This is a genomic window from Streptomyces sp. NPDC018026, from assembly GCF_044327745.1.
GTDB lineage: Bacteria > Actinomycetota > Actinomycetes > Streptomycetales > Streptomycetaceae > Streptomyces > Streptomyces rubrogriseus.
The window spans coordinates 372,088-394,496 of record NZ_JBIRFY010000008.1 but is presented as its reverse complement, the minus strand read 5'-3'; the positions used below and the strand labels follow the sequence as shown (position 1 = coordinate 394,496).

The window sequence follows — 22,409 nt, the reverse complement described above, 5'->3', positions numbered from 1 at the left end:
ACTACAAAAGAGCACAAGTGCCCGGTCGGCCACTCGAAGTCCGTGCCGCGACCTCGCTGGTACGCTGGCAAACGGCTGCTGACCCCGCGCGGGAGAGTCCTCCGGACACCACCGGAGGCGCCGAAGGAGCAAATCCTCCCCGGAATCTCTCAGGCTCACGTACCGCACGGACGAGGTCACTCTGGAAAGCAGGGCGGGTGTCGACGGCTTCCGCTCTCACCGACGGTGAAAGCCGGGAGAGCCCCAGGGCTCACCCGGTGAAGCTCTCAGGTTGAGATGACAGAGGGGGAGGCCGTCCGGGTACCCGCGCCGTGGTGCCCCTCGAAGGTCGTCAGACCAGGAGGCCTCCGCAATGACCGCCCATCGCACTCCGCTCTCCGAACTCGAACAGGCCATGCCCTTCGAGCAGCGCCACATCGGCCCCGACCACGAGGCCCGGGCCAAGATGCTCGCGCAGGTCGGTTACGGTTCGCTCGACGAACTGACGGCCGCCGCGGTGCCGGATGTGATCAAGAACGCCGACGCGCTGGACCTGCCGGGCGCGCGCTCCGAGGCCGAGGTGCTGGCCGAGCTTCGCTCGCTCGCCGACCGCAACCAGGTCCTCGACTCCATGATCGGCCTCGGCTACTACGGCACCTTCACCCCGCCGGTGATCCTGCGCAACGTCATGGAGAACCCGTCCTGGTACACGGCGTACACGCCCTACCAGCCGGAGATCTCCCAGGGCCGTCTCGAAGCGCTGCTGAACTTCCAGACGATGGTCGCCGAGCTGACCGGCCTGCCCACCTCCGGCGCCTCGCTGCTCGACGAGGGCACCGCCGCCGCCGAGGCGATGGCCCTCTCCCGGCGCATGGGCAAGAACAAGAAGGGCCTCTTCCTGGTCGACGCGGACGCGCTGCCGCAGACCGTCGCCGTGATACGGACCCGCGCCGAGCCGACCGGCGTCGAGGTCGTCGTCGCCGACCTGAGCGAGGGCATCCCGGCCGAGGTCGCCGAGAGGGAGATCAACGGCGTCCTGATCCAGTACCCGGGTGCCTCCGGAGCCGTCCGCGACATCCAGCCGGTGATCGACCGGGCGCACGAGCTCGGCGCCCTCGTCACCGTCGCCGCCGACCTGCTCGCCCTCACGCTCCTCACCTCCCCCGGCGAGCTGGGCGCGGACATCGCCGTGGGCACCACCCAGCGATTCGGCGTGCCGATGGGCTTCGGCGGACCGCACGCCGGTTACATGGCCGTGCACGAGAAGTTCGCCCGCAGCCTCCCCGGCCGCCTGGTCGGCGTCTCCGTGGACGCCGACGGCAACAAGGCCTACCGCCTGGCCCTGCAGACCCGCGAGCAGCACATCCGCCGCGAGAAGGCCACCAGCAACATCTGCACCGCGCAGGTGCTGCTCGCCGTCATGGCCGGTATGTACGCCGTCTACCACGGCCCCGAGGGCCTGCGGGCCATCGCCCGCCGCACCCACCGGTACGCCACCATCACCGCCGCCGGCCTCGCCGCGGGCGGCGTCGAGATCGTCCACGGCGCCTACTTCGACACCGTCACCGCGCGGGTGCCCGGCCGGGCCGGCGCGATCGTGCACGCCGCCCGCGAGAACGGCATCAACCTGCGGCTCGTCGACGCCGACCACGTGTCCTTCGCCTGCGACGAGACCACCACGCGCGCCCAGGTCGGCGGCGTGTGGCACGCCTTCGGCGTCGAGGGCGACATCGAGTCGCTGGACGCGGAGGCCGGGGAGACGCTGCCCGAGGCGCTGCTGCGCACCGACGACTTCCTGACCCACCCCGTCTTCCACCAGCACCGCTCCGAGACCGCGATGCTGCGCTACCTGCGCCGCCTCGCCGACCGGGACTACGCGCTGGACCGCGGCATGATCCCGCTGGGCTCCTGCACCATGAAGCTCAACGCGACCACCGAGATGGAGCCGGTCACCTGGCCCGAGTTCGGCGCGCTGCACCCCTTCGCGCCCGCCGAGCAGGCGCAGGGCTACCTCACCCTCATCCGTGAGCTGGAGGAGCGGCTGGCCGAGGTCACCGGGTACGACAAGGTCTCGCTCCAGCCCAACGCCGGGTCGCAGGGCGAGTTCGCCGGACTGCTCGCCGTGCGCGGCTACCACCGCGCCAACGGCGACGAGCAGCGCACCGTCTGCCTCATCCCGTCCTCCGCGCACGGCACCAACGCCGCCAGCGCCGTGATGGCCGGCATGAAGGTCGTCGTCGTCAAGACCGCCGAGGACGGCGAGATCGACGTCGAGGACCTGCGGGCCAAGATCGAGAAGCACCGCGACGAGCTGGCCGTGCTGATGATCACCTACCCGTCCACGCACGGCGTGTTCGAGGAGCACGTGGCCGACATCTGCGCGCAGGTGCACGACGCGGGCGGCCAGGTCTACGTCGACGGAGCCAACCTCAACGCCCTGGTCGGCCTCGCCAAGCCCGGCCACTTCGGCGGCGACGTCTCCCACCTGAACCTGCACAAGACCTTCTGCATCCCGCACGGCGGCGGCGGTCCCGGCGTCGGCCCCGTGGGCGTGCGGTCGCACCTGGCGCCGTACCTGCCCAACCACCCGCTGCAGCCCGCGGCCGGGCCGCAGACGGGCGTCGGCCCGATCTCGGCGGCGCCGTGGGGCTCGGCCGGCATCCTGCCGATCTCCTGGTCCTACGTCCGGCTGATGGGCGGCGAGGGCCTCAAGCGCGCCACCCAGGTCGCCGTGCTGTCCGCCAACTACATCGCCAAGCGCCTGGAGCCGCACTTCCCGGTGCTCTACAACGGCCCCGGCGGGCTGGTCGCGCACGAGTGCATCATCGACCTGCGCCCGCTGACCAAGGCCACCGGCGTGAGCGTCGACGACGTCGCCAAGCGGCTGATCGACTACGGCTTCCACGCGCCGACGATGTCCTTCCCGGTGGCCGGCACGCTGATGATCGAGCCGACCGAGTCCGAGGACCTGGCCGAGCTGGACCGGTTCTGCGAGGCGATGATCGCCATCCGCGCGGAGATCGAGAAGGTCGGCTCCGGCGCCTGGCCCGCCGACGACAACCCGCTGCGCGGCGCCCCGCACACCGCGGACGCGCTCGGCGGTGAGTGGGACCACGCGTACACACGCGAGGAGGCCGTCTTCCCGGCCGGCGTGTCCGCCGCCGACAAGTACTGGCCGCCGGTGCGCCGCATCGACCAGGCCTACGGCGACCGGAACCTGGTCTGCTCCTGCCCGCCGCTGGACGCGTACGAGGACTGAGTCCCGCCAGGAAAGTCAGAGAGGTCCCGTCCGGGCCGCGGTGCCCGGACGGGGCCTCTCGGCGTCTCAGGCGTCTCAGGGAGTGGCGAGCGACACCTCCGTCGACTTGACCAGCGCGACGACGGGAGCGCCCACGGACAGTCCCAGGTCGTCGGCGGCCTGCCGGGTGACGGCCGCGGTCAGCTCGGCACCCTCGACGGCGACCGCGACGGTGGCCATCGCGGCACCGGTGGTCAGGGCGGTGACGGTGCCCGGCAGCCGGTTGCGGATGGACAGCCCCTCCACGCGCCCGGTGGCAAGGGCCACCTCGGTGGACTTCACGAGGGCCCGCACGGCGGTGCCGGGGGCGAGCGCCAGGTCCTCGGCGGACTCCCGGGTGATGGCCGCGGTGAGGTCCTGGCCGCCGGAGAGACGGACGGCGACCGTCGCCATGGCCTCGCCCGGGGTGACGGCGGTGACGGTGCCGGGGAGCTGGTTGCGGATGCTCAGGCTCATGGGGGCACCGTAGCCCGGTGCGGGCGTCGCGCCGGGTACGCGTGCGTCCGCGTCGCCGATCGGGCAGGGCCGGGTGCCGGTCGCGACGGGCCGCGGGGAAGAGCCGGTGGACGCGGGGTTGGCCGTTGGGTATAACGCGATATAGCGTTAGTGTGCCGCAGTGGAGGGGGCGTTCGCGGGACGCCCCGGGGAGATCGGGGTCGAGCTATGTCGGTGCAGCCCACACAGGACGGCGTAATGCCCGCACTCCGTGCCTCGCACACGGACCGGGACCGGGCCGTGGACCTCCTGAGCGCCGCCGCGGGCGAAGGCCGGCTGACGCCGGAGGAGCTGGACGAGCGGGTGGGCGCGGCGCTCGTCGCGCGGACCCAGGGGGAGCTCGCCGCCCTCACCGCCGACCTGCCGACGGCGGCCGACGCCCGCCCGGTCGCCGCCGCCAAGGACGTCGTCCGCATCGAGCAGGAGGGGGCGTCCACCCGGCGGGGCGAGGGCTGGGTGGTCCCACGGCGGATGGAGATCCGATCGGCCTGGGGCGAGGTGACCCTCGACCTCGCCCGCGCCGTGATCGCGCACGACACCCTCCACATCGACCTCGACATGCGGGCCGGGGCGCTGAAGGTCGTGACCCGGCCCGGCATCGTGGTGGACACCGACTCCCTGGTGACCAGCTTCGCCGAGGTGAAGACGCCGCGGACCGGCGACACCGGGGCGCCCGTGGAGCTGAGGGTGGAGATCACGGGGGCGATCAGCTGGGGTCAGGTCGTGGTGCGAACGCCGCGCCGCAGGCTCGGGCGCCGGGCGTAGCGGCATCGGCGGGAGTCCTGAGCGGGAGGGTGACCGGCGGGAGACCTCAGTGGGAGGGTGCCGCCGGGGCGGGCGGGGGCGGCGGCGCCGTGCTGGAGCGGACGATCAGCTCCGTGCCCAGCTCGATCCGCGGCGGGTCCGGACGCTCGCCGCGAGTACGGCGGAGCACCGTGCGCGCGGCCTCCCTGCCCATGTCGGCCAGCGGCTGGCGCACGGTCGTCAGGGGCGGGGCCGACCAGCGGACCTCCGGAAGGTCGTCGAAGCCGACGACGCTCAGGTCCTGCGGCACCCGCAGCCCCCGACGGCGCAGTGCCTCGATCGCGCCGAGTGCCATCTGGTCGCTGGCCGCGAAGACGGCCGTCGGCGGCTCGGGCAGGCCCAGCAGGGCGGCACAGGCCGCGAAGCCGGACTCGTGACGGAAGTCCCCGGGGACGACCAGCGACTCGTCCACGGCGACCCCGGCCTCCTCCAGGGCGGCGCGGTAGCCGTCGTGGCGGGCCCGCGAGCACAGCAGTCGCGGCGGACCGGCGATCAGCCCGATCCTGCGGTGTCCCAGCGCCAGCAGATGCTCGGTGGCCGCCCGGCCGCCCGAGTGGTTGGCGGCGCCGACGGTGGGCACGTCCAGGTCGGGGGCGCCCGCCGGGTCGACGACCACCAGGGGCACGCCGAGGATCCGCAGCTCCTGGTGGAGCACGGGGTCCAGGGCGGAGGTGACGACCACGACGCCGTCACAGGCCCTGGCCCGCAGATTGCGCATCCACTGACGGGCGTCGCCCGAACGTCCGTGGATCGCGGAGACCACGGTGCCGACCCCGGCGGTGTGGGCCACCTCCTCGACTCCGCGGATGATCTCCACGGCCCAGGGGCTGTCCAGGTCGTTGAAGACCAGGTCGATCAGGGCGGCCCGGCGGCCGGGCGCCGCGGCGCGCTTGCGGTATCCGTGCCGGCGCAGCAGCTCCTCCACCCGCGCCCTGGTCCCGGGCGACACGTCCGAGCGGCCGTTCACCACCCGGGACACGGTCGGGACCGAGACGCCCGCGCGACGGGCGATGTCCGTGATGGTGACCCTGCCCCGGCGGCCGGAGGCCGTCCCGGCCCGGGCCTCGTCTGTTGCCACTTCCCCCACCTCCGCCGACGCCGACCGCCAGACGTCCGGAGTCTTCCGGAAACCGGGTGCTCGGGGGAAGGCGTTCCGGGCCCGGAAAACCGGGCAGTCACCACGTCCGCGCGGGCAGACTACGCGCGGTGACCGGTCCCGGACACGCGTGGGGGCCGGTGCGCAGCCGTGGCTGCGGGCCGGCCCCGTGATGCACCGGGCGCGGGGGGACGCCCCCGCCCGGCCGGTGGTCAGGCGGCGGTCGTCAGGCCCGCGCCGACGGGACGGTGCGGCGCGATGACCTGCCCGTCCGGCAGTAGCTCACCGGTGTCCTCGAAGAGGACGACACCGTTGCACAGCAGGCTCCACCCCTGCTCCGGGTGGTGCGCCACGAGACGGGCGGACTCCCGGTCGGCGGAGACGGCTGAGGGGCACGGTGGCTGGTGCTGACACATGAGTGGGGTCTCTCGGTCCGTGGTGATGGGTGAGGTCGCTGTGTTGTCTGTCCTGCGGCGTGAAGCCTCGTTCATGGCCGCCCCCCGTTGTCGAGTCGTTCGGAACCCAGTGTTGCCCCGCGGCCCTCGATCCGCAGGCATTTCGCAGCACCGCTTCTCACAGGTTGATGACGCATCACCCGCGCGGACGGTTCAGCTGAACTGCACTGTCACTTCGGATGGTTCGGCATGGCCGAATGGGGCTAGTCCGCGCGGGTGGGTGACGGGGTGCAGGGGCGACGGGCGGGGAGCGGGCAGGTCAGGCGGGAGAACCCAGCAACCGCGGCGGCGTCACCCGGTGCGTGAGGACCGGCAGCAGTTCGGCGACCCGGTGCGGCCGGTGCGCCGCGATGCCGGGCGGGGCCGGCGCCAGCGGCACCAGCAGATCGGTGGCCGCGGGGTGCCCCGTGGCGGCGTCCGCCGTGCAGTCGCCGTGCAGCCACAGCGTGAGCATGTACAGCTCGGGCACCGACAGGAGGCGCGGCTGGTAGGCCTGGGGCACCGACTCGGCCTGCCGCAGCGCGCGTTCGGTCGAGGCGACGTAGGGGCCCTCGAAGAAGTGCGAGAACGCCCAGCCGTCGGGGGTCAGCATCGTCTCCGCCGCCGCCACCGCCCGGTCGCCCAACCGGATGTGGAACCGCCACCCGGCCAGCCGCGTCGCCGCCGCGCCCTGTGCCGTGACCCGGTCGAGGACGTGCACGGGAAGCGGCAGTTCGGGTGTGGCGGGTCCCTGGGCGCCGAGCAGGGCGGGGGTCCGGTCCTCGTGGACCGCGGTGGGCGAGGAGAGGGCGGTGAGGACGGAGCGCAGGGCGGGCGCGGGGGCCGGGGGGACACGCAGGGGCATGATGGGTCGCCTCTCATTCGAAGGCACGGTGGCGCGAGGGCGGAGCTGGGCGGACGACGCTGTCGGCTCACAGGGCTGGGAGCGGCAGGGGCCGGGTCCGGGAACCGAGAAGTGGGAGAGGCCTGCCGCGCGTCAGCTCGACGGCAGGATCCTGCGACCGTGGGAGCCGGTCCACTGCCTGTCCGCGGAGTTTATACGACATATGTTCAGACTGTGTTTCGGCTAGCCGATTCCGGTAACCGGTACAAGGCTGCATTCGGCCGTCGATATGCGGGAATCCTCCGGATTTCGGACCGGGTGTACGGCGGTGACCTCGGGGAATGTTCACCGAGCGGTCGGCCAATTGTCGTCGGCGTTTTTCACGAGTTGTCGGCCCGGGAAACTGCTCGACGTGCCATGCCCGGTGAATGTGCCACCGGTCACACCGGCACAGCGTAGCGGCTGCCGGGCCGGTGCGGGGACGTTATCGATCGCTTCGGCTGGGCATCATCCCACCTGACCGGCCACCGGCCATCGGCCAGTGGCGGCCGGATCTTCCACTCGTCGCTCCGAGAAGGGACTCTTCCATGGGGGAGAAGGTCGTGGCAGGTCAGTTCGACCTGTCCGATCGCCAGCGCTACCGCGAGAAGCTCCAGCGGTGCCTGACGGGTCTGGAGCGACTTCTGGCGGAGAAGCGGTTCGACCGCCCGAAGAACCTGATGGGGCTGGAGATCGAATTGAATCTCGTCGGTGCCGACGGGATGCCGAAAATGTTGAATGCGCAAGTCCTCGAGCGCATCGCGAGCCGTGACTTCCAGACGGAGCTCGCCATGTTCAACCTGGAAGTCAACATCGCCCCGCACCGCCTCGGCGGCCGGGTATTCGATCGCCTCGCGGAGGAGATCCGTACGTCTTTGGCATATGCGGATCGCAAGGCGGGCGAGGTTGACGCGGGAATCGCGATGATCGGTATTCTGCCGACGCTGGACCGGGACGACCTGGTCTCGTCCAATCTCTCCGCCGTCGACCGCTACGCCCTGCTCAACGAACAGATCGTGGCGGCCCGCGGGGAGGACTTCACCCTCGACATCGAGGGCGTCGAACGACTGACCTGCACCTCCAAGTCCATCGCACCCGAGGCCGCCTGCACCTCGGTGCAACTCCACCTCCAGGTCACCCCGGACCGCTTCGCCGACGTGTGGAACGCGGCCCAGGCGGTGACCGCCGCCCAGATCGCCCTCGGCGCCAACGCACCCTTCCTCTTCGGACGGGAACTGTGGCGCGAGTCGCGGCCCCCGCTGTTCCAGCAGTCCACCGACACCCGCCCGCCCGAGCTGCAGGCCCAGGGCGTGCGGCCGCGCACCTGGTTCGGGGAGCGGTGGGTGTCCTCGGCCCACGACCTCTTCGAGGAGAACCGGCGCTACTTCCCGGCGCTGCTGCCGATCTGCGACGACGAGGACCCACTGGACGTCCTCGACGCGGGCGGCGTGCCCTCCCTGTCCGAGCTGGTCCTGCACAACGGCACCGTCTACCGCTGGAACCGCCCCGTCTACGACATCGCCGACGGCGTCCCGCACCTGCGCGTCGAGAACCGCGTGCTGCCCGCCGGGCCCACCGTCACCGACGTCATCGCCAACGCGGCCTTCTACTACGGGGTCGTGCGCGCGCTCGCCGAGGAGCCCCGGCCGGTGTGGACCAGGCTGCCGTTCGAGGCCGCCGCCGCCAACTTCGAGGCCGCGTGCCGCCACGGCATCGACGCGCGCTTCGAATGGCCCCGGCGCGGCCGCCTCGGCGGCACCACCGAGGTCGACGCCGCCGTCCTCGTACGCGACGAACTGCTGCCGCTCGCCGAGGCCGGTCTCGACGCGTGGGGGGTGGAGCCCGCCGACCGGGACCTCTATCTCGGCGTGATCGAGGAGCGGTGCCGCCGCCGGGTCAACGGCGCGTCCTGGCAGGCCGCCACGTTCCACCGGGCGCTGGAGGCGGGAATGTCCCGGGAGGACGCGCTGGCCGCCACGACCCGCCGCTACGTCGAGCTGATGCGCGAGGGGGACCCGGTGCACCTGTGGCCGGTGGGCCTTGTGGAACCGGTGCCGCTCGGCTGACCGCCGCCCGACCCGCCCCCGCCGCGCGCCGCCCCATACTGATCGGGCAAGCTGTGACGTCCCAGCTGGAGGCAGGTGTGCATGGCGGAGGCGGGCCCGGTGGACGATGCGTTCCCTCAGAAGCGACTCGGCGAGCAGTCCTTGACCGAGGAGCGCCCTGCGCGGCGGATCCTGCGCGACGAGACGCTGCTCGTCCTCGCGCTGTCGCTCGGTGCCAGCGGCGTGTCCGCGCTCATCAGCTTCATCGGCTCGGTCACCCGGCCGGGCGGGCTCAAGGACCAGGCGGCCACCCTCAACGCCTCCGCGGCGCCCGGCCGTCCCTGGCTCGACCTGGCCTGGCAGCTCTTCGGGATCACCACGGCGCTCGTCCCGGTCGCCCTCGTCGCGCACTTCCTGCTGCGCGAGGGGCGCAGTCTGCGCACCCTCGGCTTCGACCGCACCCGTCCCTGGCCGGACCTGGGCCGCGGGGCCGCCGTCGCCGCCGTCATCGGCAGCACCGGCATCGCCTTCTACCTCGCCGCGCGCGGCCTCGGCTTCAACCTCACCGTGGTGCCCGAGGCCCTGCCCGACGTGTGGTGGAAGTACCCCGTCCTGATCCTCTCGGCGGTGCAGAACTCCGTCCTGGAGGAGGTCGTCGTCGTCGGCTACCTGCTGCGCCGGCTCGACCAGCTCGGCTGGGGCGCGGGCGCGTCACTGGCGGCCAGTTCGGTGCTGCGCGGGTCGTACCACCTCTACCAGGGGATCGGCGGGTTCGTCGGGAACATGGTGATGGGCGTCGTGTTCGTCTACCTGTACCGCCGCTGGGGCCGCGTGGGCCCGCTGGTGGTCGCGCACTCGCTGCTCGACATCGGGGCCTTCGTCGGCTACGGGCTGCTCGCCGGGAAGGTGGACTGGCTGCCGACGGCGTGACCGACCGGGGGCCCGCGCCGCCGCGGGTCAGGCCAGCAGTTCGCCGTCGATCACCGTCACCGCGTGCCCGCTCAGCAGCGTGCGCCCGCCGCGCAGTTCCGTGCGCACCCGGCCGGAGCGGGACGACGCCTGGAGCCCGGTCAGGTCGGGACGGCCGAGGCGCTCGGACCAGAAGGGGGCCAGGGCCGTGTGCGCGCTGCCGGTGACCGGGTCCTCGTCGATGCCGACGTTGGGGAAGAAGCAGCGGGAGACGTAGTCGTAACCGCGGGCCGGGTCCTCGGCGCGGGCGGTGGCGATGATGCCGCGCTCGGAGTGGGCGGCCAGCGCGTCGAGGTCCGGCGTCAGGCCGCGGACGGTCCTCTCGTCGGCGACCTCGACCAGCAGGTCCCCGATGTTCGGCCCGGTGTCCAGGACGGTACGGGGCTCGGCACCCAGGGCCGCGGCGATGCCCGGCGGCGCCTCGACCGGGGTGAGCGGCGCGGTCGGGAAGTCCAGGGTGAACGAGCCGTCCTCGCGGGGCGTCGCCACCAGGATGCCGCTGCGGGTGGCGAACCGTACCGGCCCCTCGTGGGTGCCGGTGGTGTGCAGGACGTGGGCCGTGGCGAGTGTGGCGTGGCCGCACATCGCGACCTCGGTGGCCGGAGTGAACCAGCGCAGCGCCCAGTCCGCCTCGCCGCCCGCGGGCAGGCGGTGGGCGAACGCGGTCTCGGAGTGGTTGACCTCCAGGGCGACCCGCTGGAGCCGGTCGTCGTCCGGGAAGGCGTCGAGGAGCAGGACCCCGGCCGGGTTGCCGGCGAAGGGCCGGTCGGTGAAGGCGTCGACGATTCGGATGCGCATGGCCCGACGCTAGAGCCGGGACGGGGCCGTGGACCAAGGCCAATCCCGGAGTGCTGGACCCCTTTTCGCGCGTGCGGTCTTTCGCGCGTGCGGTCAGCTTTCGCGCGTGCGGTCAGCGGCGGATCAGGCCGAGGGAGGCCGCGGTGGCGACGGCGGCGGTGCGCGAGTCGACGTCGAGCTTGGCGTAGACGCGGGCCAGGTGGGACTTCACGGTGCCCTCGGTGAGGTGCAGCCGTTGGCCGATGGCCTGGTTGGACAGGCCGTCGGCCACCAGCGCCAGGACCTCGGTCTCGCGCCGGGTCAGCGTCGTGCCGGGGGTGCGCAGCCGGTTCATGAGCCGGTCGGCGACGGCGGGGGCCAGCGCGGTGCGTCCGGCGGCGGCCGTGCGCACGGCGTCGGCCAGGTCCTCGGGCGGTGCGTCCTTGAGGAGGTAGCCGGTGGCTCCGGCCTCGATGGCGGGCAGCGTGTCGGCGTCGGAGTCGTACGTGGTGACGATCAGCACCCGCGGGGCACCGGGGCGGGCGGCGATGGCGGCGGTGGCCTCGGCGCCGTTCATCCCCTTGCCGAACTGCAGGTCCATCAGCACGACGTCGATGTCGCCCAGCGCGGCGCGCGTGACGGCCTCCTCGGCGGTGGCCGCCTCGGCCGCCACCACCATGCCGGGTTCGGTCTCCAGTACGGCGCGCAGCCCGGCCCTGACCACGGGGTGGTCGTCGGCGAGAAGCAGGCGCAGGGGGCTGTCGGTCACGGGTGGGCCTCGGGCTCGGTGGGCGGGACGAGGGGCAGCCGGGCGGTCAGGGCGGTGCCGTGGCCGGGCGCGGACTCGATGGACAGGGTGCCGCCCAGCGCGTCCAGGCGGGCGCGCATGGCGGCCAGCCCGAAGCCGCCCGTCTCAGGATCGGGCGGGGGCAGCGCCTCGGGGTCGAAGCCGGTGCCGTCGTCGACGACGTCCAGGGCGACGTGGTCGCCGAGGTGGCGCAGGGTGATCTCGGCCGTGCCCGCGTCGGCGTGGCGGACCGTGTTGGCCAAGGCCGACTGGGCGACGCGCAGCAGGGCGACCTCGTGCGCGGTCGGCAGCGGGGCCGGGGAGCCGGCGAGGTGGAAACGGGCGGTGATCCGGTGCCGGACGCGGGCCGTGGCGCACAGGCGCTCCAGGGCGTCGGCCAGCGTGCTGCCCTCCAGGGCGGGCGGGGTGAGGGCGGCGACGAAGCGGCGGGCCTCGGCGAGATTGTCCACGGCGGCCTGCCGGGCCGCGACGACGTGGCCGGCGGCGGCACCGGGCCGCTCGGGCAGCGCGCGTTCGGCGGCCCGCAGCAGCAACTGGATGCTGGACAGGCCCTGGGCGAGCGTGTCGTGGATCTCGCGGGCCAGCCGCTCGCGTTCGGCGAGCACGCCGGCGGTGTGCTGGGCCCGCGCGAGGTCGGCGCGGGTGGCGGTCAGCTCCTCGATCAGCCGTCGGCGGCGCTCGCTCTCGCGATAGAGGGCCTGATAGCCCCACACCACCGCGACGGCGACGGCGGCGCCCAGCGCCGGACCGATCACCATCGCCGGGCCGAAGGAGCCGGTGTGGGCGGCGAACCCGGCGACGGCCGCCACGGCGGTGGCGGTCACGGCGGCCAGTCCGGCGCGGCGCGACAGCAGGTGGAGCTGGAGGAAGTACAGCGGGAAGGCGACCCAGACCGCTTCGGGCGACAGCGCCAGCAGCGCCAGCCAGACGGCGCCCACCGCCGCCAGCCACCAGGCGGCGACCCGCCGGACGAGACGCACCCGGGGCAGGAGCGGCCCGGCCGCGTACACCAGGGCGCACGCCAGGGCGACGGCGACGATGGTTCCGCTGGGGGACCGGCCGTCCGTCACGGCCCGCGCGGCGACCAGGACGAGCAGCCCGACGACCAACAGGTGCAGGCACCAGGCCAGGGCCCGGGTGGTCGGGGTCGGGGCGGGGGCGGAAACGTTCACAGTGCTCCCAGGCTACGAAAGGCCGGCGCCCGGAAGCCTCCATCGAAAGTTACAACCCGCGTGCCGCCTTCCGGCCCGGGAAGTGACCTCCTGCGCCGGACGCGCGAGCGGGGGACCGGCGGCGACGGTGGGGGCCGTACCGCTTGCACCGTCGGAAAGGACAGGCCGAGACCGTGTTCGTCGCCTGGAGAGACCTCAAGTTCGCCAAGGGGCGCTTCGCCCTGATGGGGACCGTCATCGTGCTGATCACCCTGCTGGTCGGGCTGCTGTCCGGACTGACGGCCGGACTGGGGCGGCAGAACACCTCCGCCATCACGGACCTGCCCGCCGACCGGATCGCCTTCCGGGCTCCCGGCGGGGGAGGGGACCTGTCGTACGCCGACTCCACGGTCACCGAGCGACAGTGGCGGCAGTGGTCCGAGGCCCCCGGCGTCGAGGCCGCCGAACCGCTCGGCATCACCACCACCAGGGCCACCGCCGGGGACCGGAGCGCCGGCGTCTCCGCCTTCGGCGTGCGGCCCGGCTCCCGCCTCGCCCCCGCCGACGGGATCGACGACGGCGCGGCGGTGCTGTCCACCACGGCCGCCGACGATCTCGGGGTGCGGCGCGGCGACTCCTTCGCCCTGGCCGGGCAGCGGCTGAGGGTGGCCGCGGTGCGGGGCGACGCCTTCTTCAGCCACACGCCGGTCGTCTGGACCAGCCTGGACGTGTGGCGGAGGGCCGCGCCTCCCACCGGCGATGACGGCGGCGACGGCGCCACCGGCGGCAGGGGCGGCGACGGACCCGCCGACGGCCGGGGCGACGGCGGACCCACCGCCACCGTCGTCGCGCTGCGCACCACCGCGGAGGCCGACGTGGCGGCCGTGGACGAGAAGGCCGGCACCACGACCGTCACCACCGCCGACTCGCTGTCCGCGATCGGCTCCTACACCTCCGAGAACGGCTCCCTGCAGCTGATGCGCGGCTTCCTGTTCGCCATCTCCGCGCTCGTCGTCGGCGCCTTCTTCACCGTGTGGACCATTCAGCGCAGCGGTGACGTCGCCGTCCTCAAGGCGCTCGGTGCCTCCACCGCCGGTCTCCTCAAGGACGCCCTCGGCCAGGCCGTCGTCCTGCTGGTCGGCGGCACCCTGCTCGGCACCGGTGCCGCCGCCGCCCTGGGAGCCCTCGCCGCCGGCTCGTCCGTGCCGTTCCTCCTCACTCCCGCGACCGTCCTCCTGCCGGCCGCCGTGATGGTCCTCCTCGGCGCGCTCGGAGCCGCCCTGTCCATCCGCCGGATCACCTCCGTCGACCCGCTGACCGCCCTGGGGAGCGCCCGATGAGCCTGTACCTGACCGACGTCACCCTCACCTACCCCGACGGCGGGGAGCGCCTGACCGCACTCGACCGGGTCAGCCTGGAGGTCCCCAGGGGCAGCCTGACCGCCGTGGTCGGTCCCTCCGGCTCCGGAAAGTCCAGCCTGCTGGCCGTCGCCGCCACGCTCATCACGCCCGACGCCGGGACCGTCACCGTCGACGGCACCCCCACCACCGGCCTGAGCCGCGGCGAGCTGACCGCACTGCGCCGCCGCCGGATCGGCATCGTCTTCCAGCAGCCCAACCTGCTGCCTTCCCTCACCGCCGTCGAACAACTGCAGGTCATGGCCCAGATCGACGGCCGCAGGCCGCGCGCCGCCCGGAGCCGGGCGATGGAGCTCCTCGAGGCGGTCGGGCTGGCCGGACAGGCGGGCCGCCGTCCTCACCAGCTCTCCGGCGGCCAGCGCCAGCGCGTCGCTCTCGCCCGGGCCCTGATGAACGACCCCACCGTCCTCCTGGTCGACGAACCCACGAGCGCCCTCGACCACGAGCGCGGCGCCGCCGTCATCGCACTGATCACCCGTCTCACCCACCAGCGGGCGAGCGCCACCGTTCTGGTCACCCACGACCGCACCCACCTCACCGCCGCCGACCGCATCGCCGAGGTCCACGACGGCCGCCTCCGCCTGCCGACGGTGGCGGGGTCTTGCCATGCGACATCTTCCGATATATCGTTGAGGCATCGCGACAGATCAACGACTGAATGGAGTGATGGCGATGCGTAACCACGGATACGAGCGTGGACACGGCGGGCACGGCCCCGGCCACGGAGAGGGCGGCCCCTTCGGCCGAGGCGGCTTCGACGGCCGGCGTGCGGCATTCGGCCCCTTCGGCCCGGGTGGCCCCGGCGGCGGCCCCGGCGGTCCCTTCGGGCCCGGCTTCGGTCACGGCGGCCCCTGGGGCGGCCGAGGGCGCGGCGGGCCCAGGGGAAGGGCACGGCGGGGCGACGTACGCGCCTCGATCCTGGCCCTCCTGAAGGACCGGCCGATGCACGGCTACGAGATGATCCAGGAGATCGCCGAGCGCAGCGGCGGGGCGTGGAAGCCCAGCCCCGGTTCGGTGTACCCCACCCTCCAACTGCTGGAGGACGAGGGGCTGATCGCCAGCGAGAGCGAGGGCGGCAAGAAGCTCTTCGCACTCACCGAGGCGGGCCGCACCGCGGCCGAGGAAGGCCCGGAGGCGCCCTGGGAGGAGGCCTCGCGAGGCGTCGACTGGGAAGCCCTCAACGACATCCGCCAGGCCGGTTTCGGACTGATGGAGGCCTTCGGCCAGGTCTGGAAGACCGGCAGCAAGGAGCAGCGGGAGAAGGCGCTCGCCGTCATCGGGGACGCCCGCAAGAAGCTGTACCTGATCCTCGCCGACGAGGACTGACACGGCGAGCACCGGTGCGGACCGAGCCCCGGTGCGGACGAGGACGAGGGTGCCCCGCGGAGTGGATCCGCGGGGCACCCTCGCGTGCGGGGACGTGAGCGGCCGGGGCGGGACGTGAGCGGCCCGGGCGGGGTGTTCGCGGGGCGTTCAGTCGACCCGCCGTATCACCGCCGCGTCGAAGACGTCCCACGCGCGCGGGAAGGCACTCTCGTCGTGGCAGTGCCACGCCTCCCAGAACAGGTCGGCGAGCAGCGCCTCCGCCGGGGCGTCCACCCGGTACACGTACTGCCTGCCGTCGACGGCGGGCAGCGCCACGAGCCAGCACCTGCTCCTCATGCCCCTGTTCGACCCGCGAGGACACGTTTCGGTTGCCCCAGGGGGCGTGTGGCAAGGCGGCGCGCGCCCGCGGGGCCGAAACGGCCTGATCTCATCCACAAGGAGGAGATCTGTCCGGGCGGGTCCACTCCGCGTGGGACGGCGAAATGCTTCCCTTCGGGGATGACCGGGCTCCGTGGGACTGATGAGCTGGGGATGTGCAACCCCGTATCCCCCGGCAGTCGGCCGGCGAGCAAGGCGGCCGGTGGCCGGACGGCACCGACCTCGAGGACCGGTTCGGAGCGGAACTGGCCTCGGCGGTCTCCGGTGCCCGCCGCCGCGCGGTGCGGGACGGGGACCGGCAGATCGACACGGCCCATCTGCTGCACTCGTTGCTCGAGTGCGACGGGGACTCCCGCGAGCTGCTCGGGGACGGTCCGCGGGTCGTCCGCGTCCTCGGCTACCTCGTGCAGCGCAGCATCGGCTACGGCCTGCGCTGGCAGAACTCCGTCGAGGACTCCGGCGCCGTACCCGTCGTGACCGGAGCCGCCGGGTTCTCCCCGCCCGCCGCGGCGGCCATCGAGGACGCGTGCGCACGGGCGGCCCGGCGCGGGGTGGTCCGGGCCGGTGGCCCGGACCTGCTCGCCGCCCTGGTCGCGGACCCGCGGACGCGCGCCGCCGAGGTGCTGGCCCGTGCCGCCGTCGAGCCGCACACCGTGCTCGCCCGAGTGGAGAGCCACTTCGAGCCGACACTCTGAGTCCGTCCGCGTCCTTCGCGCATTCCTCCCGCATTCCTCCCGCGTCCCCCCCCGCGCCACTTCCGCGTCCCTCTCGCGCCGCTCCCGCGCGTGCGCCGCTGCGCCGTCCAGTCGGTGAGACAGGTGTCATTGGGGGTGACGGTCATGTCGACCCCTGTCATCATGTGCCGGTGCATACGTCTGACAGCGCCCGCGGCAGCCGCGGCAAGGGCACCGGGCTCGGCCTGGCGCTGGCCTCCGCGGTCGCCTTCGGAGGCTCCGGAGTCGCGGCCAAACCGCTGATCGAGGCCGGACTCGATCCGCTCCACGTGGTCTGGCTGCGCGTCGCCGGCGCGGCCCTGGTGATGCTGCCGCTCGCCGTACGCCACCGCGCCCTGCTGCGCCGCCGTCCCGCGCTGGTCGCCGGGTACGGACTGTTCGCCGTGGCCGGTGTGCAGGCGTGCTACTTCGCCGCCATCTCGCGCATCCCCGTCGGCGTCGCGCTGCTGGTCGAGTACCTGGCGCCCGCCCTGGTCCTCGGCTGGGTGCGGTTCGTGCAGCGGCGGCCGGTCACGCGGGCCGCCGCGCTCGGCGTGGTGCTGGCGGTCGGCGGACTCGCCTGCGTGGTCGAGGTCTGGTCGGGGCTGGGCTTCGACGCCCTCGGCCTGCTGCTCGCCCTTGGCGCCGCCTGCTGCCAGGTCGGCTACTTCGTCCTGTCCGACCAGGGCAGCGACGCCGGCGAGGAGGCGCCCGACCCGCTCGGCGTCATCGCCTACGGCCTGCTGGTCGGCGCCGCCGTACTCACCGTCGTCGCCCGGCCCTGGTCGATGGACTGGTCCGTCCTCGCCGGCCCGGCACCCATGGACGGCACGCCCGTCGCCGCCGCCCTGCTGCTGGCCTGGATCGTGCTCATCGCCACGGTGCTCGCCTACGTCACCGGAATCGTGGCCGTACGCCGACTGTCGCCGCAGGTCGCCGGAGTCGTGGCGTGCCTGGAAGCGGTCATCGCGACCGTTCTGGCGTGGGTGCTGCTGGGCGAGCACCTCTCCGCCCCGCAGGTCGTCGGCGGCGTCGTGGTGCTGGCGGGCGCCTTCATCGCCCAGTCCTCGACCCCGGCGAAGGGCGCGGCGGACCCGGTGGCCGGTGGCGGTCCCGAAAGGGAGTTGTCGAGCCGGGGAACGTCGACCTAGGGTGCGGATCATGCATTCCGACGCACTCGTCCTCCCGCCTCCGGCCGCCTGAGGCGGGCCCTGTAGCGAGCCCGGCGCGCCGTCGCCGGGCCGGACGGTGCTGCCCGCAGACGAAAGTCCTCGCGCCCCGGTCGTTCCGGGCCGCCCCGAACTTCCGCGCCTCGTGCGCGTCTGCGGAGAGAACTCGTGTCGAATGCCGTCTCCGGCCTGCCCGTAGGGCGTGGCCTTCTCTATCTGATCGTCGCCGGTGTCGCCTGGGGCACCGCCGGTGCCGCCGCCTCGCTGGTCTACCGCGCCAGCGACATGGGGCCCGTCGCCCTGTCGTTCTGGCGCTGCGCGGTGGGGCTGGTGCTGCTGCTCGCCGTCCGCCCGCTGCGCCCGCGGGTGCGCCCGCAGGTGCACCCGGCGGTCCGCGAACCGTTCGCCCGCAAGACGCTGCGGGCCGTCGTGACCGGTGTCGGGCTCGCGGTGTTCCAGACCGCCTACTTCGCCGCCGTGCAGTCCACCGGACTCGCCGTGGCCACGGTGGTCACCCTCGGCGCGGGGCCCGTACTGATCGCCCTCGGCGCGCGCCTCGCCCTCGGTGAACAGCTGGGAGCGGGGGGCGCCGCGGCCGTGGTCGGCGCCCTCGCCGGGCTCCTGGTGCTCGTCCTCGGCGGCGGGAGTGCGACCGTCCGCCTGCCGGGTGTGCTCCTCGCGCTGCTGTCCGCCGCCGGGTACTCGGTGATGACGCTGCTCACCCGGTGGTGGGGACGGGGCGGCGGGGCGGACGGGGCCGGTACGTCCGTGGGGGCCTTCGCCGTCACGAGCCTGTGCCTGCTGCCGCTCGCCCTGGCCGAGGGCCTGCTGCCGCACACCGCCGAACCGGTCCGGCTGCTGTGGCTCCTCGCCTACGTCGCGGCCGTCCCGACCGCGCTCGCCTACGGGCTCTACTTCGCCGGCGCGGCCGTCGTCCGGTCCGCGACCGTCTCCGTGATCATGCTCCTGGAACCGGTCAGCGCGGCCGCGCTCGCCGTCCTGCTGCTCGGTGAACACCTCACGGCGGCGACCCTGGCCGGCACGCTGCTGATGCTCGGCTCGGTCGCGGGGCTCGCGGTGGCGGAGACACGGGCGGCGCGGCAGGCGAGGACGGGGCCGGCGCCCGCGTGACGGCGGGAGACCGCGTGACGGCGGCGGCCTCCCAGGGGCCCCGCGCCGCCCGCGCGGGCCGGTGTCACCCGGCCGAGAGGTAGTCCGGCAGCGCCGTGCCGGACGCTAGGGCCGCGTCGGCGACCGGAGCGTCGTACCCCTTGCGCAACGGGACGAGACCGGCCCAGTGCGGGAGGGAGAGGTCCTCCGGTTCGTCGTTCACCCCGCCGGTGCGGAGCTTGGCGGAGACCTCGTTCAGGTCGAGGCGGATCACGGCGGTGGCGGCCAGCTCCTTCTTGTTGGCCGGCCGCGAATCGCGGGAGCGGCCCGGGACGACGTGGTCGACCAGGGCGTCCAGGGCCGTGCGCCGCTCCTCGGGATCCGTCACCTCGTACGCCGTGCCGTGCACCACCACCGACCGGTAGTTGATCGAGTGGTGGAAGGCCGAGCGGGCCAGCACCAGCGCGTCCACGTGCGTCACGGTCAGGCACACCGGCAGGCCCGGGTCGGCCGCCCCCGTCATCCGCAGCGGGCGCGAGCCCGTGGAGCCGTGCACGTAGAGCCGCTCGCCCACCCGGCCGTAAAGCGTCGGCAGGACCACCGGGGCGCCGTCGCGGACGAAGCCGAGGTGGCAGACGTACCCCTCGTCGAGTATCGCGTGCACCAGCTCCTTGTCGTACGCGGCCCGCTCGGGGGAGCGGGTGGGGACGGTGCGGTCGGTGGGCGGGTAGGTGCCGGTGGGCTGCGACGGCGTCCCCGTGGTCCCCTGCATGGCGCTCTCCATTGCACTAGTGCATAATCTTCTTTGTGCTAGGAGAGTATCGGATCACAGGGCGGGGCGCAGCGGAGATCTCCGCGAGTGTCGAGCGCGCGGTGGGCTCGGGAGAGCTGCGGCCGGGGCAGCCCCTGCCGCCGATGCGGGAGTTGGCGCAGCGGCTCGGGGTGAACCCGAACACCGTCGCCGCCGCCTACCGCACCCTGCGGGAACGCGGGGTCATCGAGACGGCCGGGCGGCGGGGCAGCCGGGTGCGCGCGAAACCGGCGACCACCGGGCGGGAGTTCATCCGCGTCGACGTGCCCGAGGGGGTGCGCGACGTGTCCGACGGCAATCCGGACCCGGCGTTGCTGCCCGCGCTGGGCCCGGTGTTCGCCCGGGCGGCTGCCCAGGGCGACCACGAACCGGTGCTCTACGGGCACGCGCCCGTGGATCCGGAACTGGCCCGCGTCGCGCGGGCCGAACTGGACGCCGACGGTGTGCCGGACGGGCCCGTGATGGTGACGTCCGGCTCCCTGGACGCCATGGAGCGGGTCCTCGCGGCCCATCTCAGGCCCGGTGACGCCGTCGCCGTCGAGGACCCGGGCTGGGGCAGCCTCCTGGACCTGGTGCCCGCGCTCGGCCTGCGCACGGTCCCCGTCGGGGTCGACGACCAGGGGCCGCTGCCCGAGGACGTGCGCCGGGTCCTGGCGGCCGGTGCCCGCGCCCTGGTGGTCACGGACCGCGCGCAGAACCCGACCGGTGCCGCGGTGGGCGCGGCACGCGCGCGTGCGCTGCGGTCCGTCCTGCGCGAGCGCCCGGGGACGCTGCTCATCGAGGACGACCACGGCCACGGCATCGTCGACCTGCCGCTGCACCCGCTCGCCGGTACGACCCGGCACTGGGCCTTCGTCCGCTCCGCCGCCAAGGCCTGCGGTCCCGACCTGCGGCTCGCCGTGCTCACCGGGGACCCCGTCACGCTCGACCGGGTGCGCGGGCGGCAGCGGCTGGGCCCCGGCTGGGTCAGCCGCATCACCCAGCGGGCCGTGGCCCGGCTGTGGGCCGACGGCGCGGTCGACGCCCGCGCGGTGGCGGGGGTGTACGGGCGGCGCAGGGACGGGCTCCTCGGCGCCCTCGCGGAACACGGGGTCGCCGGGTACGGCCGCAGCGGCATGAACGTGTGGATCCCGGTGCCGGACGAGACGGGTGCCGTCGCCCGGCTCCTGCACGCCGGCTGGGCGGTCGCCCCCGGCGCCCGCTTCCGCCTGGGCGCACCGCCCGGCATCCGGATCACCGTCTCGACGCTGGGGGAGGACGACCTCGGTCCACTGGCGGAGGCGGTCGCCGCGGCGACGGGACCGGGGTCGGGGCCGCCACGGAGCTACGTCTGAGGCGGGGTTCGCGAGCGCCCCGGTCGGCCGGGACCCTCGCGAACCCGGCGCCGGGTACCTTGCATGTCCGGCGGTCGGAGTAGTGCACCGTGGGGGTGCCCCGGGTCCCGTCGCGGGGCGTGCTCCCCGAGTCCGGATGCCGGGCCGGGCCGGGCCCCGGCGGCGGGGGTGTCCGGCGGCGTCGCGCCGTACTGTGCTGAACTCCGCCCGGCCGGACAGCGTGGGACGCGCGCTTGCGTTCCGGGCGCGCTGCCCCGGGGCGTCCGGGCCGCCTTGAGCCGCCCCGGCGAATCCGAAGGCGAGTGGCTCCCGGCACGGACGGTGGGCGATCCGATGAGCCGTCCACCGGGTGCGTGATGCGACGCAGGCGCCCGGAGCCTCGCCCCTCTCAGACCCGCGAGCCCTGTCGTACCCCCGTCGTCCCCCGAGGCTCCGGCGCGGGCGCGGTGCCGCCCCGGTCCGTCCTGGGCCGGGACTGGGTCAGTGCCGCGCCGGCGAGTACGACGGCCGCGCCGACCGGGGTCGACCAGGACAGCGACTCGCCGAGGAGGGCGACGCCCGCGGCCGTCGCGATGACCGGGGTGAAGTAGGTGACCATCTGGGCCGTCGTCGGGCCGACCTCGGCGACCAGGTCGTACTGGATCAGGAAGGCGAGCCCGGTGCCGAGGACGCCCAGGGCCGCGACCGCCAGCAGCGGGAGTACCGGGAAGCTGGTGGGCATCGAGGTGAACAGCGGTGTCACGACCGCCAGTTGCAGCGTGGCCAGGCCCAGCTGGGCACCGGTCAGCGACAGGTGGGAGTGGCTGGAGCCCGCCAGCGTGCGGCGGACGTAGATCCAGCCGACCGGATAGCTGAGCGAGGCCAGCAGGGCCAGCGCCGTGCCCGTGACGTCCAGGCCGTGGAAGCCCTGCCAGACGCCCAGCACGGTCAGGACGCCGAGGAAGCCGATGCCGAGCCCGGCCACCCGGCGGCGCGTCGGCCGGTCCTCGGACAGGGCGACCAGCGACAGGGCCATGCCCCACAGCGGCGAGGTCGCGTTGCAGATGCCCGCGAGAGACGACGGGATGGTCAGCTCCGAGAAGGCGAACAGCGAGAACGGCAGCGCGTTGAGGAGGAACCCGGCGACCGTCAGGTGCACCCACGTCCACGCCCCGCGCGGAAGCCGCTCCCGCTTCACCGCCATCGCCGCGGCGACCACGGCCGTGCCGAACGCCAGCCGCCCGAGCGTGACCTGGAACGGGGCGAAACTCTCGGTGCCCACCTTCATGAAGAGGAAGCTGAAACCCCAGACGAGGGAGAGGAGCCCGAAGCGCAGCCGCCAGTCGAGGACGCGGCGGGCCGGGAAGGGGGCGGAGGGGGACGGGGCCGAAGGGGACGGGACGCTGCTCATGCAGGCAACGATGAGGCAGTC

At 73.9% G+C, this 22,409-nt stretch carries 21 protein-coding genes and 1 riboswitch; of the genes, 11 read left to right on the top strand and 10 right to left on the bottom strand.

Annotated elements, in window-relative coordinates; genetic code table 11:
* Positions 1 to 79: 79 nt before the first annotated feature.
* Positions 80 to 175, top strand: a riboswitch (glycine riboswitch).
* A 177-nt stretch (positions 176 to 352) separates the two neighbouring features.
* Positions 353 to 3,238, top strand: a complete 2,886-nt coding sequence (gcvP, locus tag ACH4D3_RS25980) for an aminomethyl-transferring glycine dehydrogenase (protein WP_398326351.1) — start codon at positions 353 to 355, stop codon at positions 3,236 to 3,238.
* A 75-nt stretch (positions 3,239 to 3,313) separates the two neighbouring features.
* Here the strand turns inward: gcvP and ACH4D3_RS25975 are convergent, their stop codons facing one another.
* A complete protein-coding gene (locus ACH4D3_RS25975) occupies positions 3,314 to 3,733 on the bottom strand; it encodes a molybdopterin-binding protein (RefSeq protein ID WP_398326348.1) in 420 nt (139 codons plus the stop codon).
* A gap of 237 nt (positions 3,734 to 3,970) precedes the next feature.
* On the opposite strand from ACH4D3_RS25975, the gene ACH4D3_RS25970 reads away from it, so the two are divergent.
* Positions 3,971 to 4,537, top strand: a complete 567-nt coding sequence (locus ACH4D3_RS25970; protein WP_398326346.1) for a DUF1707 domain-containing protein — start codon at positions 3,971 to 3,973, stop codon at positions 4,535 to 4,537.
* Between the two features lie 46 nt (positions 4,538 to 4,583).
* On the opposite strand, the gene ACH4D3_RS25965 is transcribed toward ACH4D3_RS25970, so the two are convergent.
* From ACH4D3_RS25965 to ACH4D3_RS25955, 3 genes are all read right to left on the bottom strand, one after another.
* Positions 4,584 to 5,654, bottom strand: coding sequence for a LacI family DNA-binding transcriptional regulator (locus ACH4D3_RS25965; RefSeq protein ID WP_398326343.1), 1,071 nt, complete (start codon positions 5,652 to 5,654; stop codon positions 4,584 to 4,586).
* A gap of 230 nt (positions 5,655 to 5,884) precedes the next feature.
* Positions 5,885 to 6,088, bottom strand: coding sequence for a DUF5999 family protein (locus tag ACH4D3_RS25960; RefSeq protein ID WP_030401952.1), 204 nt, complete (start codon positions 6,086 to 6,088; stop codon positions 5,885 to 5,887).
* Between the two features lie 298 nt (positions 6,089 to 6,386).
* Positions 6,387 to 6,971 (bottom strand): hypothetical protein, encoded by a 585-nt coding sequence (locus ACH4D3_RS25955; RefSeq protein WP_398326340.1) that lies wholly within the window; start codon positions 6,969 to 6,971, stop codon positions 6,387 to 6,389.
* Positions 6,972 to 7,537: 566 nt separating this feature from the next.
* On the opposite strand from ACH4D3_RS25955, the gene ACH4D3_RS25950 reads away from it, so the two are divergent.
* Positions 7,538 to 9,055, top strand: a complete 1,518-nt coding sequence (locus tag ACH4D3_RS25950) for a glutamate--cysteine ligase (protein WP_398326337.1) — start codon at positions 7,538 to 7,540, stop codon at positions 9,053 to 9,055.
* Between the two features lie 81 nt (positions 9,056 to 9,136).
* Positions 9,137 to 9,964 carry a CPBP family intramembrane glutamic endopeptidase gene (locus ACH4D3_RS25945; RefSeq protein ID WP_398326334.1) on the top strand — a complete coding sequence of 276 codons (828 nt, stop codon included), beginning with the start codon at positions 9,137 to 9,139 and terminating at the stop codon, positions 9,962 to 9,964.
* A 27-nt stretch (positions 9,965 to 9,991) separates the two neighbouring features.
* On the opposite strand, the gene ACH4D3_RS25940 is transcribed toward ACH4D3_RS25945, so the two are convergent.
* From ACH4D3_RS25940 to ACH4D3_RS25930, 3 genes are all read right to left on the bottom strand, one after another.
* On the bottom strand, positions 9,992 to 10,801 hold the full coding sequence (locus ACH4D3_RS25940; protein WP_398326332.1) for a PhzF family phenazine biosynthesis protein: 810 nt from the start codon (positions 10,799 to 10,801) through the stop codon (positions 9,992 to 9,994).
* Between the two features lie 112 nt (positions 10,802 to 10,913).
* Positions 10,914 to 11,549, bottom strand: coding sequence for a response regulator (locus ACH4D3_RS25935; protein ID WP_398326329.1), 636 nt, complete (start codon positions 11,547 to 11,549; stop codon positions 10,914 to 10,916).
* Positions 11,546 to 12,760 carry a sensor histidine kinase gene (locus ACH4D3_RS25930; RefSeq protein ID WP_398326326.1) on the bottom strand — a complete coding sequence of 405 codons (1,215 nt, stop codon included), beginning with the start codon at positions 12,758 to 12,760 and terminating at the stop codon, positions 11,546 to 11,548. The genes ACH4D3_RS25935 and ACH4D3_RS25930 overlap by 4 nt, the downstream gene beginning before the upstream one ends.
* Before the next feature lie 173 nt (positions 12,761 to 12,933).
* On the opposite strand from ACH4D3_RS25930, the gene ACH4D3_RS25925 reads away from it, so the two are divergent.
* The 3 genes from ACH4D3_RS25925 to ACH4D3_RS25915 are packed head-to-tail and all read left to right on the top strand — an operon-like array spanning position 12,934 to position 15,483.
* Positions 12,934 to 14,079 (top strand): ABC transporter permease, encoded by a 1,146-nt coding sequence (locus ACH4D3_RS25925; protein ID WP_398326323.1) that lies wholly within the window; start codon positions 12,934 to 12,936, stop codon positions 14,077 to 14,079.
* Positions 14,076 to 14,837, top strand: a complete 762-nt coding sequence (locus ACH4D3_RS25920; protein WP_398326320.1) for an ABC transporter ATP-binding protein — start codon at positions 14,076 to 14,078, stop codon at positions 14,835 to 14,837. The genes ACH4D3_RS25925 and ACH4D3_RS25920 overlap by 4 nt, the downstream gene beginning before the upstream one ends.
* Positions 14,830 to 15,483 carry a PadR family transcriptional regulator gene (locus ACH4D3_RS25915; RefSeq protein WP_011027749.1) on the top strand — a complete coding sequence of 218 codons (654 nt, stop codon included), beginning with the start codon at positions 14,830 to 14,832 and terminating at the stop codon, positions 15,481 to 15,483. The genes ACH4D3_RS25920 and ACH4D3_RS25915 overlap by 8 nt, the downstream gene beginning before the upstream one ends.
* Before the next feature lie 147 nt (positions 15,484 to 15,630).
* Here the strand turns inward: ACH4D3_RS25915 and ACH4D3_RS25910 are convergent, their stop codons facing one another.
* Entirely contained in the window at positions 15,631 to 15,798 is a 168-nt protein-coding gene (locus ACH4D3_RS25910; protein ID WP_003977461.1) for a hypothetical protein, read from the bottom strand.
* 218 nt (positions 15,799 to 16,016) lie between these two features.
* Between ACH4D3_RS25910 and ACH4D3_RS25905 the strand changes: the two genes are divergently transcribed.
* From ACH4D3_RS25905 to ACH4D3_RS25895, 3 genes are all read left to right on the top strand, one after another.
* Complete coding sequence (locus tag ACH4D3_RS25905; RefSeq protein WP_398326316.1) at positions 16,017 to 16,556, top strand: Clp protease N-terminal domain-containing protein; 540 nt, start codon at positions 16,017 to 16,019, stop codon at positions 16,554 to 16,556.
* Between the two features lie 164 nt (positions 16,557 to 16,720).
* Positions 16,721 to 17,725 carry an EamA family transporter gene (locus tag ACH4D3_RS25900; protein WP_398326313.1) on the top strand — a complete coding sequence of 335 codons (1,005 nt, stop codon included), beginning with the start codon at positions 16,721 to 16,723 and terminating at the stop codon, positions 17,723 to 17,725.
* Between the two features lie 186 nt (positions 17,726 to 17,911).
* A complete protein-coding gene (locus ACH4D3_RS25895; RefSeq protein ID WP_398326310.1) occupies positions 17,912 to 18,874 on the top strand; it encodes a DMT family transporter in 963 nt (320 codons plus the stop codon).
* A gap of 64 nt (positions 18,875 to 18,938) precedes the next feature.
* Here ACH4D3_RS25895 and ACH4D3_RS25890 read toward each other — a convergent pair whose 3' ends face one another.
* A complete protein-coding gene (locus ACH4D3_RS25890) occupies positions 18,939 to 19,625 on the bottom strand; it encodes a pyridoxamine 5'-phosphate oxidase family protein (protein ID WP_398326307.1) in 687 nt (228 codons plus the stop codon).
* A gap of 35 nt (positions 19,626 to 19,660) precedes the next feature.
* Between ACH4D3_RS25890 and ACH4D3_RS25885 the strand changes: the two genes are divergently transcribed.
* The gene (locus ACH4D3_RS25885; protein WP_398326304.1) at positions 19,661 to 20,998 is read left to right on the top strand and encodes an aminotransferase class I/II-fold pyridoxal phosphate-dependent enzyme; all 1,338 of its coding nucleotides are present in this window, start codon (positions 19,661 to 19,663) and stop codon (positions 20,996 to 20,998) included.
* A 388-nt stretch (positions 20,999 to 21,386) separates the two neighbouring features.
* Here the strand turns inward: ACH4D3_RS25885 and ACH4D3_RS25880 are convergent, their stop codons facing one another.
* Entirely contained in the window at positions 21,387 to 22,388 is a 1,002-nt protein-coding gene (locus ACH4D3_RS25880) for a DMT family transporter (RefSeq protein ID WP_398326301.1), read from the bottom strand.
* Between the last annotated feature and the right edge of the window lie 21 nt (positions 22,389 to 22,409).